We start from the raw sequence: 13,544 nt of genomic DNA on the forward strand, positions 1-13,544 counted from the left end.
CCGCGCAACTGATCGAGGTGAATACTTGACGGTGTGATCCTGACAAGAAAATGGTCCGTTTTCCTCGCCCTCGCCGGGTTGTTCAACGTCGTCGTCTGGCCGCGATTTGCCGTGGCCATTTGGAATGACCCTCGTGCCTTCTCGGGCCCTGATGCGATGACCCCCACGGCCTTCCTGATGGTCCACGCGGTGCTGATCGTTTCCGCGTTCTTCATCGGCCTGTTGGTTCTCGGCCTGGGTCTTCGCGCGCTCGCTGTAGCCAGACGCACCCGAAGCTTGCCTTCCGCAGCTCTGAGTTCGACACTGTCCCCATGACGTACCTCACGGCAGAGCAGATCGAAACCTACCGACGTGACGGAGTCGTTCTCGTGCGCGGCGCCCTCAATCCGGCCGAAGTGGCGACGGCGGCCGAAGGCATCGACTTCGTGCTCGCGCATCCGGGACCACTCTCGCAGGTGGCTAGTCGGCCCGGCGATCCCGGGACGTTCACCGAGGACTTCTGCAGGTGGACCGAGGTTCCCCACATCGCGGAGCTCGCAACGAGTTCCGGGGTGCCCGCTCTGGCAGCTCAGCTACTCGATACGCCGCGGGTTCGGCTGTACCACGATCACGTCCTGGTCAAAGAGGGTGGCACTACACAGCGCACGCCCTGGCATCAGGACCAGCCGTATTACAACGTCGATGGGCGAGGGGTCAGCGCCTGGATTCCGGTTGACCCGGTACCGGAAGCCGGCTGCCTCGAACTCGTCGCCCGCACCCATGTCGGGCCGTGGCTGATGCCCCGGACATTCCTTGCCGGCGAGGCAAAGTGGTTTCCCGAAGGCAGCCTCGCCGAGCTCCCCGACATCGAAGCCGACCGCGCGGGTTTCGAGATTCGCCGCTACGAGATGCAGCCGGGTGACGCGATCTTCTTCGACTTCCTGACGGTGCACGGCGCCCCCGGCTTCCCGTTTGGCGGCCGTCGCCGCGTGCTGTCACTGCGGTACCTATCGGATGCGGCTCGCCACGCACCCCGCCGCTGGCGAACATCCCCGCATTTTGAGGGCATGGAAACGCAGATCGAAGACGGCGCCGAGATGGACCATGCGCTGTTCCCGGTGGTCTGGCCAAGGAGCTAGCCGTGCTGACACCGGAGCCGGGGCCTTTGGTAACGCGCATCCCGCAGGCTCGACGGCTGTACTTTTCCCAGCATCAGTTGATGTGCGATTAGCTGCGCGACCTATCAAGGGTTGCGGATCGTGATTTCGACATCAAAAATTCGCTCTGCCAAATCGTCTATGACCGTGCGCCTGGGTTCCGGGATATCCCCAAAGACCCTGCGCGGCAACGCAAGTAGCGGTTGAAGTCGGGTGTCTGCTAATACGACGCTCAGAGCTTTCGCATCCCCCGCCACCACCAACGCATCCAGCTGGGCCACAACCGGGATAAGCACCTTTGCGGCGTCGCGCGCGGCATCGGCCAACGACGTGGTCAACTGGTTTCCGCGTCTGCGGGCGAAGCGCTGTTGCGACCAGCCGCCCGCCGCGGTCCGGCCCTGTAGGTAGGCGCGATCGGTCTTCGAGGAAACGACAACCCCAGCCTTGGCGACGCCGATCGAATGTGCCCCCGCCCGCACCGCAATAATGCCGACCCCGCCAAGACCAGCGAGGTGGTCCAGCAGCGCCTCCACACCCTCGCGATCCGCGAGGCGCATGGGCGGGAACGGAACAGCAATCTCGGCGGTGGTGCCATCGGATGCCGTCAGAAGCACCAGGTGTTCCTTCGCAGTAATATTGGCGACGCCGCCATTGCGCCCAGCAAACCGATTGACCCAACCCGGCAAACGGTCGGCAGATACCTCAACGACGGTTCCGCCACCTGGTGCGGAACGGGTTCGGGACATATCACCAGTTAACCAGTGGACAAGCGCGACTGCCGCACCGCAAGCTGTACAACAGATATCGCAGTAATACGAAGAAGAAGTAGGAACACTTGAAAGCCCCCGCACCGACCCGTCGTTGGTGGCACACGCTGCTATCGGCAAAGATCGACATCACCCCGCTGCGCACATCCAGCCAGTTCCGAGTCCTTTTTGTGGCTGGGACCATTTTTTATCTCGGCGCGATGTTCGGTTTTGTGGCGGTGCCGTACCAGCTGTACACGCTGACGGGTTCCAACCTCGCGGTCGGAGCGATGGGGGTTGTGCAATTAGTGCCGCTGATCATTTTTGGTCTTTACGGTGGCGCGCTGGCCGACCACGTGGATCGCCGCAAGATGATGGTGTGGTCCGGCGTGGCGCAAACCGTTCTCGCAAGTCTGCTGCTCGTCAACGCACTGCTCGACCACCCGCACGTATGGCTGCTCTACGTTATCGGTGGCGCGATGTCCGCTGCCTCGGCGCTGCAACGACCCAGCCGCGAGGCACTCATCCCCCGGGTGGTCAAACACAGCGAACTGCCTGCGGCCGTTGCCCTTTCGTCATTGGGCTACCAAATCGGCATGTTGATCGGCCCGGGCGTCGGCGGCATCCTGATCGCAAAGTTCGGCGTCTTCGTTGCCTTCGGGGTGGAGGCTGGTGGATTCGCTCTCGCGAGCCTGGTGCTGCTTCTGCTGCGCCCCGCGCCCCCACTGGGCGACACCGTCGCGCCAAGTTGGTCCGGCATTAAAGCCGGAATCACCTATGCCACAGGCCGCAAGGACCTTCTCGGCACCTACGTGATCGACATGGTCGGCATGTTTATGGCGATGCCGATCGTATTGTTTCCAGCCCTGGCCGCGGACATCTTGCGGGAGCCCACAATGCTGGGCCTTCTGTATACCGCTGAGGCGATCGGCTCCATGATCGCTACCGTGACGAGCGGGTGGACCTCCAGGGTGTACCGGCACGGCCGAGCGGTCACCTGCGCGGCGATCGGGTGGGGCGCTTTCATCGGACTCGCCGGGTTAATGCCCAACGCGTGGTTGGTAATCGCCTGCCTGGCGGTGGCCGGCGGCTTCGACATGATCAGCGCAATTTTCCGCGGCGTCATTTGGCATCAAACAATTCCGGACGAGATGCGCGGCCGCTTAGCCGGTATCGAAATGCTGTCGTACTCGATCGGGCCTCTGGGGGGACAGCTGCGCTCGGGCGTCGTTGCGGACCTCACAACTGTGCGCGCCTCTATCGTTTCCGGCGGGATTTTATGTGTTGTGGGAGTATCTGCCACTGCCTCCGTTTTGAAGGAGTTCTGGAGCTACGATGCGCGCACCGACGAGCACGCAGTCCGCCAGCGCGCCCTGAGTGCGACTATCTGACGTGCAATGATGTCGGATTCTCAGAGTCCGCTGCCCGCGTCCCAGAGCTGGGATGAGGACCCGGTGACGAATGCTGCGGTGGCGACAGCGCGGTCGTCTGTCAACGACGCGACGTAGTCGATGATCCCGCGGCCCCGACCAAGGCGCAGAATGTCGTCTTCGGCGCGGAAGTCTTCACCGTTGGGCCCGCGCAGCAACTCGGGCGCCTCGAGTCGAAGGCGCCGGTAATCCTGTGTCGCCAACTCCACCAGATCCACCAATCGGCGCGGCGCGCGGTGGGCGTCGTCACTGTCGGCGAGCCAGGAATCGAGGGCGCTCACCAGCGTCGTGAGGATTTGTCCCTGCCCGCGCTGGTACATCGCCAAGTCCGGTCGGTCAAGGACGAACCGCTGGTGCACAAACTTCAGCACTCCCACCTCGTGCCATGCTTGCGCCCCCAACGCCACATGCGCCGACCGAACGTGCGGCCGCCGGACCACCTGCACCGAATCCTGGAAATGCGCGATCCAGCTGTTGGTGAAGACGCCGATGGCACGTTCGGAATCGATAGAGCCGTCGTACGGGACCGCCAACAGCCCATCGATCAGGTCGATACCGACGCGCTCGACCGCTTGCGCAAAGGCATCGTCATCGAAGATCCAGGCATCCTTGGCTCGCAGGCGTCTGCGCAGTAACTCGAGCGAATGACCGCGCCGGCGTTCCTTGGCCCGCAGCGTCGACAAGTCCATCGTGGTCAGCCCAGCGCGATCCTGCATCCAAGTTCGAAACTCCGCGGCAACCGATGCGTGCTGCAAGATCCCGGTCCGATGGAAGTCGTCCAGATCATGCAGCGAGTACGCGATGTCGTCAGCGACGTCCATCACGGCGCACTCGGGCGTTTGCTGCCAAGGGTCAATCTCGGGGTAGGCCTGTCTGACGTGGGCCATCTCCCCCGCGTCAACCAAGTAGCTGCTGTACTTAACCGACCCGGGAGCCTCCGCGTTGCCGCCAGCGCCCCTGGGAGGTATCGGCGCGTCATAGGGGTGCGGGTTCGGTGCGCCGACCCTGCACCACGGATATTTCAGCACCGCGGCCCGGACCGCAGCTGTCAGGTTCAACCCAGAGCCGCTCGTGCCGTGGACGCCGAGTTCGGTGAGAATGCGAAAAGTTTGCGCGTTGCCTTCGAAGCCGTCCACGAGGCCGAACCTGGAGCGCGCCACTCGGTCCAACATCCGTTCGCCCAAATGACCAAACGGCGGATGACCCAAGTCGTGGGCGCTGGCTGCCGCCTGCACGACCACGGGATCACACCCGCCGAGCGCATTGATGAGCTCGATTCCCGGTCCAATGTTGACGCCAATGGCGATGGCCCGGGCTACCGCCGTCACCTTGATGGTGTGCGTCAAACGATTGTGGACTACCTGGCCAGCGGCGCCCTGGGAAATAACCTGAGTCACGGCTGCCAGGCGAGAAAAATAGGGAGAGAAACGGATACGTTCCAAGTCGTCGCGGAACGCTCCATCCGATGCACCGCGGAGGGGATGATCCGCATTTGCAGGCGTCAACGCGGCTTGGACCGGCGGAGCGAATTTCTCGTCGACCGACGACATGGTCGCCAACCCGAACGCCAGCCTGTCCTCATCGAGTACCGGAACTGGGCCTGCCAGCCGGTACACGGCCTCGGGGCTCCGTCGCTCGAGCCTCGGATCACGATGCACCATGTGGGCCGGGTTAGATATTGAAGCCCAGGGCGCGAAGCTGTTCGCGACCATCGTCTGTGATCTTTTCCGGTCCCCACGGCGGAAGCCATACCCAGTTGATTTTGTACTCATCGACTAATGCCGCGGCGTCGCCGGAGCCGAGGGCCGCCGCGATCTGGTCTTCGATCATTTCAGTCAGGGGACACGCGGCGCTGGTGAGTGTCATGTCGATGGTGAGCATCTTGCCCGTCATCTGGAGGTCGTAGACCAGACCGAGGTCGACGATGTTGATCCCTAATTCTGGGTCGACCACATCGCGCAATGCCTCTTCGAGGTCATCGAGCACCTCGTCGGAAATGTCCATGGTCTTAGTCGCTACGCCGCCTAATTCGACATCCAGCGAGCCTGCGCTGCGCGCGTGACGATCCGCTGCAGGCACGTCTGCTACAGCGGGTGCGGCCTGCAAATCTCCCGCATGATCATGACCCGCATGATCATGACCGGTGTGATCGTGACCCGCGTGATCATGACCCGCATGATCGTGACCCGCATGATCATGGCCCGCGTGATCCGAGGCGGACTGTATTTCCGTGTCGCTCATTGAGATGCCTTTCCCGCACTGTAATTTTCTATTGATTCTGTTCCACCCCAGGCGGGGTCCGTCACCACTGCGCCGCTGGCAACCTGCGCGGCTGCATCCTTGAACGCCATCCAGCCGAGCAGCGCACACTTGACCCTTGCCGGGAATCTGGACACGCCAGCAAAGGCGATTCCATCACCCAAAACATCCTCGTTGCCAGCAATTCTCCCCCGGCTACCGACCATGGTGCTGAATTCGCTGAGTAGGTCGAATGCTGACGCCAAATCTTTGCCGATAACCAGGTCCGTCATCACCGAGGTGGAGGCCGAAGAAATGGAGCAGCCGATACCGTCATAGGAGATATCGACAACTATTGCACCCAGGCCCTCGCCGTCGAGAGTGATCCGTAGCGTGATTTCGTCGCCGCAGGTGGGATTGACATGGTGAACCTGGGCGTCGAAGGGAACGCGCAAACCTTGGTGGTGCGGGTTGCGATGGTGGTCCAAGATGATTTCTTGATAAAGCTGCTCCATCTGCATTGCTACTTCACCGCCCCAAAAAACTTCTGGGCCCTACGGACGGCAGCGGCTAAGGTAGCAACCTCGTCGAGGGTGTTGTAAAGCGCAAATGAGGCTCGAACGGTAGCCGCAATTCCAAACCTGCGGTGCAGGGGCCAGGCGCAGTGGTGTCCCACCCGGATGGCGACGCCCTCATCATCCATGATTTGGCCGACATCATGCGCGTGCACACCATCTACAACGAAAGACACTGCGCCGCCGCGGTTTTCAGTCGTCAGGGGGCCGATAATGCGCACGCCATCGATCTCCGAAAGCTGCTCGAGAGCTGCAGCTGTCAACTTCTCCTCATAAGCAGCCACGGCCTCCATACCGAGCGTCGACAAATAATCTACGGCTGCGCCGAGTCCCACTGCCTGACTTGTCATGGGGACGCCCGCCTCGAACCGTGCGGGCGGCGGCGCGTAGGTCGCATGGTCGATAAAAACCTCTTCGATCATCGAACCACCGGTCAGGAACGGAGGCATCTGCGAGAGCAGATCGAACCGACCGTAGAGCCCGCCGACACCAGAGGGCCCCAACATTTTGTGACCGGAGAAGGCAGCAAAATCAACACCGAGTTCGCCAAAATTTACCGGCATGTGCGGCACTGACTGGCACGCATCCAGAACGGTCAGTGCCCCCACCCGGCGAGCAGCTGCGACGAGCGGAGCCACCGGGTTGACCGTGCCCAACACGTTGGACTGGTGGGTAAAGCTGACCACCTTGGTGCGCTGCGTGATGACGGCGTCGATATCGGATAGATCGAGACGAAAGTCCGCGCCAACCTTGAAATACTTGAGCACCGCGCCGGTGCGCCGACACAGCTCTTGCCACGGGATCAGATTTGCATGGTGTTCCATCTCGGTCACCACGACCTCGTCGCCAGCCCGCACTGTGAATCTGGAATCGGGCAAGAAAGAGGCATTACTCAACGAGTACGCCACCAGATTGATGCTTTCGGTGGCGTTCTTCGTGAAGATCAACTCATCCGGATTCGACACTCCGACAAAGGCGGCGATCCGTTCCCGCGCGGATTCGTACTCGTCGGTGGCTTCCTCTGCCAGCTGGTGCGCGCCGCGATGGACCGCAGCATTGTGCGTGGTGAGGAATTCCTGTTCAGCATCGATCACTGGCACCGGTCGCTGCGAAGTCGCGCCAGAGTCCAGATACACCAACGGCTTCCCACCCCGGACAGTTCGTTCCAGGATTGGGAAGTCGGCTCGGATCGCGTCGATCACGGTTGCAAGGTCGGCCACCGGTTCGGCGGTCACAGGTTCGGCTCCCACGATTTCAGCGGTAAAACCGGCGCTCACGCCGTCGCACCGGCTCCGGTGAAGCGCTCGTAACCGTTGGCTTCCAGTTCGTCTGCCAGTTCCGGGCCACCGGATTCGACGATCCGACCAGCGGCAAAGACGTGCACAAAATCGGGGCTGATGTATCTCAAGATCCGGGTGTAGTGGGTGATGAGTAAGACGCCGACTCCCTCGCCCGTCTGCGTGGAGGCGCTCTTGTAGCGATTCACGCCTTCGGACACGACTCGCAGCGCGTCGACATCGAGACCGGAATCCGTTTCATCCAGGACCGCGATCTTGGGCGCGAGCAAGCCGAGCTGCAGGATCTCATGACGCTTCTTTTCGCCACCGGAGAAACCCTCGTTCACGTTGCGCTCGCCGAAGGCGGGGTCGATATCCAGCTCGGACATCGCGCCCTTCATCTCCTTCACCCATTTGCGGATGGGCGGTGCTTCCCCGCGAACTGCTGTGACGGCGGTGCGGAGGAAGTTGGACATCGAGACGCCGGGCACCTCTACCGGGTATTGCATGGCCAGGAACAATCCGGCACGCGCCCGCTCGTCGACCGACAGTTCAAGCATGTCAACACCGTCCATGGTGACGCTTCCGGAGGTCACCTGGTACTTCGGGTGGCCAGCCAGCGCGTACGCCAACGTCGACTTGCCAGAGCCGTTGGGCCCCATGATGGCGTGCGTCTCCCCGGCGTTGATGGTCAGGTTTACGCCACGAAGGATCTCCTTGGGCTCGTCTTCGGTGACCACCGACACGTGCAGGTCGCGTATTTCCAGTGTTGCCATAATTTAGAACTCCAAGTGGTTTTAAAGGGAAGGGTTAGATGCCGGTAATCGCGAGCTCGCGCTCCACCACATCGTTGGCGTGCTCGACGACGGATTCGATCCCGATTTTGCTTAAGACTTCGCCAAAGAATCCACGCACCACCAACCTGCGGGCGACGGACTCCGGAATGCCCCGGGACAGGAAATAGAACAACTGCTCGTCGTCAAAGCGACCGGTGGCACTGGCATGCCCGGCGCCGGCAATTTCGCCGGTCTCGATCTCCAGGTTGGGCACCGAGTCCGCGCGACTGCCCTCGGTTAACAGCAGGTTGCGGTTGGTCTCGTAGGTGTCAGTGCCAAAGCCGGTGGCGCGGATCAAAACGTCACCGACCCACACCGTGTGGGCACCCTTGCCCTGCAGCGCCCCCTTGTAAAGGGCACGCGACTTGCAGTTGGCAACTTCGTGGTCCATCAGCAGGCGGTGTTCCAAGTGCTGCCCCGCATCGGCGAAGTAGAGACCGAGCAACTCGGCGTCGCCGCCCGTGCCGGCATAAGTCGCCGAAGCGACGATGCGCACCAAATCGCCACCGAAGGTCAGCGCGGCGTGCTTTACCGTGGCATCCCGGCCCACCAAAATACGGTGGTGGCTCAGGTGCACAGTGTCGGCGGCCCAATCGTGTTGGGACGCGTACAGCAGCGTGGCGCCATCACCGACGATGATTTCCACGTTTTCGGCTAGCGTGGCGCTTCCCACGTAGTCCACGACGACCTGGGCGCGTGCGTGGTGCCCCACCCTAATCACCAGATGGGTGGCAATGGCGTTCTCGACCGAAAGACCTCGCACCGTAACCCGCACAGGCTCGGTGAGCTCGGTGTTTGCCGGAACATCGACGAGGAACACTTCGGACGAGCAAGCCCAAGCACGGGCCGAGACTCGGTCGACCGGTTGATATCCGGTCAGTCCCTTCATCGATTCGGCTGCCGCGCCGCCGAGGGAAACGGTACCAACTACCTCCGGAGCATCAATCTCAATTTCGAAGTCGGTGCCAGCAACACCTGTGAGGGGGGTCTCGTCGTGAATACCGCGCAGACGACGCAGTGGCGTAAATCGCCACTCTTCTTCTTTTCCGGTGGGAACCGGGTGGTCGGCGGGGTCTATGGAACCCACGCGGCCGGTGTGGCTGCCGATGCCGACATCGCGGCCCCCCACATGGGAATGTTCTACCAACCCATGGTCGGCGACAGGCTTCAGTTCTGTAACAGGTGCAGACACGATCAGCCCACGGACCCTTCCATTTGCAGTTCGATCAGACGGTTCAGTTCCAGTGCGTACTCCATCGGGAGCTCGCGCGCGATCGGCTCGACGAAGCCGCGGACGATCATCGCCATCGCCTCTTCCTCGGCCATCCCGCGGGACATCAGATAGAACAACTGCTCTTCACTGACCTTCGAGACCTTGGCCTCGTGTCCCATGGTCACGTCGTCCTCGCGGACGTCGATGTAGGGGTAGGTGTCCGAGCGCGAGATGCTGTCCACCAGAAGTGCGTCGCATTCGACGGACGACTTGCTGTGGTGCGCGCCGGGATTAACCCGGACCAGACCACGGTAGGAGGCGCGGCCACCCCCACGGGCCACCGACTTGGAAATGATGGTCGAGGAGGTGTGGGGAGCCATATGCAGCATCTTTGCGCCGGTGTCCTGGTGCTGGCCGGGGCCCGCGAACGCGATCGACAGCACTTCACCCTTGGCATGCTCGCCCATCAGCCACACCGCCGGGTACTTCATGGTGACCTTGGAACCGATGTTGCCGTCAACCCACTCCATGGTGGCGCCCGCTTCGGCCTTCGCACGCTTGGTGACCAGGTTGTAGACGTTGTTGGACCAGTTCTGGATCGTGGTGTAGCGGCAGCGGCCGCCCTTTTTCACGATGATCTCGACGACCGCGGAGTGCAGCGAATCAGACTTGTAGATCGGCGCGGTGCAACCCTCGACGTAGTGCACGTAGGCGCCTTCGTCGACGATAATCAGCGTGCGCTCGAACTGGCCCATGTTTTCGGTGTTGATCCGGAAGTAGGCCTGCAGCGGAATGTCCACGTGGACCCCCGGTGGAACGTACACAAAGGATCCGCCGGACCAGACTGCCGCGTTGAGGGCGGAGAACTTGTTGTCCCCTGCCGGGATGACGCTGCCGAAGTACTCCTGGAAGATCTCCGGGTGCTCCTTGAGTGCGGTGTCGGTATCGAGGAAGATGACGCCTTGGGCTGAAAGGTCTTCTCGGATCGAGTGGTAGACGACTTCGGATTCGTACTGCGCGGCCACGCCAGAAACTAAACGCTGCTTTTCCGCTTCCGGAATACCGAGCTTGTCGTAGGTGTTCTTGATGTCCTCGGGCAGGTCGTCCCACGTCGCGGCTTGCTTTTCGCTGGAGCGGACGAAGTACTTGATCTCATCGAAATGGATGCCGGACAGGTCACTGCCCCACGTCGGCATCGGCAGTTTCTCGAAAAGAGCCAAACCCTTGAGACGCTTTTCCGTCATCCATTCTGGTTCGCTCTTCTTTCCTGAGATGTCGCGTACGACCTCAGCGTTGATGCCGCGACGGGCGGAGGCGCCGGCGGCATCCGAATCGGACCATCCGAAGGCGTAGTTGCCCAAGGAATCAATGGTCTCCTCCTGTGTCAGGCGCGCAGGGGTGACTGCGATTTCGGGAGCGGTCGTCATAAGGAACTTCCTTCCGTACGCGTGGCATCAGAGTTCCGATGCGTTGCGGTGTGGGTGACTTCTTCGAGGGGAACGGGTGGTGCTGATAAGGGCAAAGACACACTGGGGGGAACAAAAATAGTGCAGAAAGAGTCGCCGCGGGCGATGGTTGCCAGCCGCTGGGTGTTGGTACCGAGAGCCTGCGAGAAAACGTGCATTTCCTCTTCGCAGAGCTGCGGGAATTGAGTAGCCACATGAGCCACGGGGCAATGGTGTTGGCACAGCTGATCGCCGATCCCCACCTGCTCGGTGGAGGCCATATAACCAGAGTCGGTGAGCGCCGATGCCAGGACGGCAAGCTTGGCTGGCATCGAGTCGGCCGCGACGATGTCATCGCGACGAGTGGCGATCACCTTTTCAGCCCGCTGTCGCGCAAACGACTTGACGGCGTCAGGGCCGCCGTTCACAGCTAGGAATGCCAGCGCCTCAACGGCGATGTCGTCATAAGCGTGCGGCAGTTTTTCGCGACCGGACCCTGTCAGCAGATAGACCCTGGCAGGACGACCGCGGCCGCGCGTCGAACTCATAGATTCCATCCTCGACGTGATCGAGCCTTCGTCTACGAGCGCGTCGAGGTGGCGGCGAATACCTGCTGCGGAGAGGCGAAGCTTTTCGGCAACGACGACCGCCGTGGTGGGTCCTTCTGCGATGAGCAGTTGGACCACTGCCTGCCGGGTGCTGCCGTCGGCGGCAGGGGTGTGTCCCATCCGCGTCGTAGCTCCAGCGATATTCACAACACCAGTGTGTCCTTTTTCTTCCCCGGATTCAAAGGGGGCTGATCGGCAGTGTCGCCGCGTGCGTTTTGCTGGTGCAGGGTGCCCTTACGGTATCCAGGGTTTTTTAGGGTGTTCGGTTTCATAAGGCCTGCTGGAGGGAGGTCGTCACAGAGCTGACCCTTACTGGCCTACACCACAAAATTAATTTAGCTCTCGAGCCGCTTAGACTCCGATCGTGAGCACAGGCCCCGTCGGTAATGACACCTCAGCGCCGCACCCTGGCTCTGCACACATCGGTGCAGCGACCCTCTTGACGCACCCTGGCTTAAATGTCGCCGAGCGCAATCAGCTCCGCACCCTTCGTCGCGTGGGCACAGCGGGCGCGGTCCTGATGGCCGTGGCAGCTACTTCGTCGTACGGGGCGGCCAACCCGATCCCGAATCCCGTGGACGGGCTGCGAATAGTAGGACTGCTTTCACGAATCGGGCCCGCAAGCCTGGCAATCTCCTACACCGGCATCGCGATGGTGGTGGTGTCCTGGTTTCTTCTCGGCCGACTCGCCACACCCGGCCGGCAACGCCGCCTCACTCGTACCCAGATCTCGCACACCCTCGCCATGTGGGCCGTACCGTTCCTGGTGTCGCCGCCATTGTTCTCGCGTGACGTGTATTCCTATCTCGCCGTGGGCCAGATGATGAATGCAGGACTCAACCCCTATGACGCCGGACCGTATGACGCACTCGGCGACCAGGACCGCTTCGCCCACCAGGTGGATGTGCGCTGGCAGCACACGACAACGCCGTATGGTCCGGTGTTCCTGCTCATCACCCGAGGAATCGTCGCCGTGACCGGGCCGCATTTGGTGCTCTCGGTGCTGGTCCAGCGACTCTTCGAACTGTTAGGCGTTGCTCTCATTGTGTGGGCCCTGCCGCGGTTGGCTCGCCGCTGCGGGCTCGACCCTGTATCGGCACTGTGGCTCGGCGCGCTCAACCCGCTTGTCCTGTTTCACCTCATTGCGGGCGGTCACAATGAGGCGTTGATGATTGGTTTGATGATGGCCGGTCTGGTGATCGCCTTCGACCACTCCGTCGTACTGGGCACCATCTGCCTCACGCTGGCGGTGGGGGTCAAGGCGACAGCCGGGCTAGCGCTGGCATTTCTCATCATTGCGCTCGCGCGACGAGCCGGTGGCACGTGGCGTGACCTCATCAAAGAAGGCTTGCGCGTATCAGCGGTGGCGATCGCTACCTTTGCTGTTCTCACGATCGCTGCGGGGGTCGGCGTGGGATGGCTGGCAGCTTTGAACACCCCCGGCCTGGTCCGGTCGTTCCTTTCTTTGACGACGGTCCTAGGGGTGGCCGCGGGGACAATGGGCACACTTTTGGGTGTCGGTGACCATACCGGTGGGGTGCTTTCCGTCCTCAACCCGATCGGCACCGTCATTGGCGGATGCATCGCGCTCTTGGTGTTGTGGCGGTGCTGGCGTCATCGGCTCGAGCCGATCCACGGGCTTGGGGTGGCAATCGGGATTTTCGTTCTTCTATCTCCCGTCGTACAGCCCTGGTACTTGCTCTGGGCAGCCGTCCCGTTGGCTGCGTCCACCGCGGACCCTCGGTACCGGAAGGTGACCGTGGCGATTACCGTCGTTCTGTCGCTGATCATCATGCCCAGTGGCGCCATAATCTCGCCGCTGGTGATAGTTCAAGCTGTGGCCTTCGCCGCATTGGTTCAAGGTTTGATCTACCTGCGCCTTCGACGATTGGGGCTACTTCCGGTCAGCGATCGCGACCGCAGACTCACCGACCTGCTCTTACGGGCTCGCAAGCTGCACCCCAGCACTTCCGGGACCGGAAATTGATGGGGAACCGCTAGCTCCGCGGCTCGCCTGTCCCCCATCCGTTCGCCCGGGTC

Annotated in this window: 14 protein-coding genes; 5 read left to right on the top strand and 9 right to left on the bottom strand. The window is 61.9% G+C overall.

Annotated elements, in window-relative coordinates; all coding sequences use genetic code 11:
• The first annotated feature begins 33 nt into the window (after nucleotides 1-33).
• Nucleotides 34-315: an SCO4848 family membrane protein gene (locus EH165_RS07760; protein ID WP_124798963.1), complete on the top strand. Its 282-nt coding sequence runs from the start codon at nucleotides 34-36 to the stop codon at nucleotides 313-315.
• Nucleotides 312-1,118 (top strand): phytanoyl-CoA dioxygenase family protein, encoded by an 807-nt coding sequence (locus EH165_RS07765; RefSeq protein ID WP_124798964.1) that lies wholly within the window; start codon nucleotides 312-314, stop codon nucleotides 1,116-1,118. Before EH165_RS07760 ends, EH165_RS07765 begins: the two co-directional genes overlap by 4 nt.
• Before the next feature lie 104 nt (nucleotides 1,119-1,222).
• Here the strand turns inward: EH165_RS07765 and EH165_RS07770 are convergent, their stop codons facing one another.
• A complete protein-coding gene (locus EH165_RS07770) occupies nucleotides 1,223-1,882 on the bottom strand; it encodes an acVLRF1 family peptidyl-tRNA hydrolase (RefSeq protein ID WP_124798965.1) in 660 nt (219 codons plus the stop codon).
• Nucleotides 1,883-1,971: 89 nt separating this feature from the next.
• On the opposite strand from EH165_RS07770, the gene EH165_RS07775 reads away from it, so the two are divergent.
• Entirely contained in the window at nucleotides 1,972-3,273 is a 1,302-nt protein-coding gene (locus EH165_RS07775) for an MFS transporter (protein WP_124798966.1), read from the top strand.
• A gap of 20 nt (nucleotides 3,274-3,293) precedes the next feature.
• Here EH165_RS07775 and EH165_RS07780 read toward each other — a convergent pair whose 3' ends face one another.
• Both EH165_RS07780 and EH165_RS15775 read right to left on the bottom strand, forming a co-directional pair.
• Nucleotides 3,294-4,973, bottom strand: coding sequence for a deoxyguanosinetriphosphate triphosphohydrolase family protein (locus EH165_RS07780; RefSeq protein ID WP_239020476.1), 1,680 nt, complete (start codon nucleotides 4,971-4,973; stop codon nucleotides 3,294-3,296).
• Between the two features lie 10 nt (nucleotides 4,974-4,983).
• Nucleotides 4,984-5,316: a metal-sulfur cluster assembly factor gene (locus EH165_RS15775; RefSeq protein WP_206426211.1), complete on the bottom strand. Its 333-nt coding sequence runs from the start codon at nucleotides 5,314-5,316 to the stop codon at nucleotides 4,984-4,986.
• A 111-nt stretch (nucleotides 5,317-5,427) separates the two neighbouring features.
• Between EH165_RS15775 and EH165_RS16495 the strand changes: the two genes are divergently transcribed.
• The gene (locus tag EH165_RS16495; protein WP_277870486.1) at nucleotides 5,428-5,556 is read left to right on the top strand and encodes a hypothetical protein; all 129 of its coding nucleotides are present in this window, start codon (nucleotides 5,428-5,430) and stop codon (nucleotides 5,554-5,556) included.
• Here the strand turns inward: EH165_RS16495 and sufU are convergent.
• From sufU to EH165_RS07815, 6 genes are read right to left on the bottom strand one after another with little or no spacing between them, the layout of a single operon-like run.
• Nucleotides 5,550-6,071: a Fe-S cluster assembly sulfur transfer protein SufU gene (gene sufU / locus EH165_RS07790; protein ID WP_124798968.1), complete on the bottom strand. Its 522-nt coding sequence runs from the start codon at nucleotides 6,069-6,071 to the stop codon at nucleotides 5,550-5,552. The genes EH165_RS16495 and sufU overlap by 7 nt on opposite strands.
• Nucleotides 6,072-6,073: 2 nt before the next feature.
• Nucleotides 6,074-7,360 (bottom strand): cysteine desulfurase, encoded by a 1,287-nt coding sequence (locus tag EH165_RS07795; RefSeq protein WP_124800390.1) that lies wholly within the window; start codon nucleotides 7,358-7,360, stop codon nucleotides 6,074-6,076.
• 38 nt (nucleotides 7,361-7,398) lie between these two features.
• Nucleotides 7,399-8,178: a Fe-S cluster assembly ATPase SufC gene (sufC, locus tag EH165_RS07800; RefSeq protein WP_124798969.1), complete on the bottom strand. Its 780-nt coding sequence runs from the start codon at nucleotides 8,176-8,178 to the stop codon at nucleotides 7,399-7,401.
• Between the two features lie 34 nt (nucleotides 8,179-8,212).
• Nucleotides 8,213-9,430: a Fe-S cluster assembly protein SufD gene (gene sufD, locus EH165_RS07805; protein ID WP_239020478.1), complete on the bottom strand. Its 1,218-nt coding sequence runs from the start codon at nucleotides 9,428-9,430 to the stop codon at nucleotides 8,213-8,215.
• Between the two features lie 2 nt (nucleotides 9,431-9,432).
• Entirely contained in the window at nucleotides 9,433-10,878 is a 1,446-nt protein-coding gene (sufB, locus tag EH165_RS07810) for a Fe-S cluster assembly protein SufB (RefSeq protein WP_124798970.1), read from the bottom strand.
• Nucleotides 10,875-11,651, bottom strand: coding sequence for a helix-turn-helix transcriptional regulator (locus tag EH165_RS07815; RefSeq protein WP_206425858.1), 777 nt, complete (start codon nucleotides 11,649-11,651; stop codon nucleotides 10,875-10,877). Before EH165_RS07815 ends, sufB begins: the two co-directional genes overlap by 4 nt.
• A gap of 217 nt (nucleotides 11,652-11,868) precedes the next feature.
• Between EH165_RS07815 and mptB the strand changes: the two genes are divergently transcribed.
• Entirely contained in the window at nucleotides 11,869-13,491 is a 1,623-nt protein-coding gene (gene mptB / locus EH165_RS07820; protein ID WP_124798971.1) for a polyprenol phosphomannose-dependent alpha 1,6 mannosyltransferase MptB, read from the top strand.
• Nucleotides 13,492-13,544 lie beyond the last annotated feature (53 nt).

This window comes from Nakamurella antarctica (assembly GCF_003860405.1).
Classification (GTDB): Bacteria; Actinomycetota; Actinomycetes; order Mycobacteriales; family Nakamurellaceae; genus Nakamurella; species Nakamurella antarctica.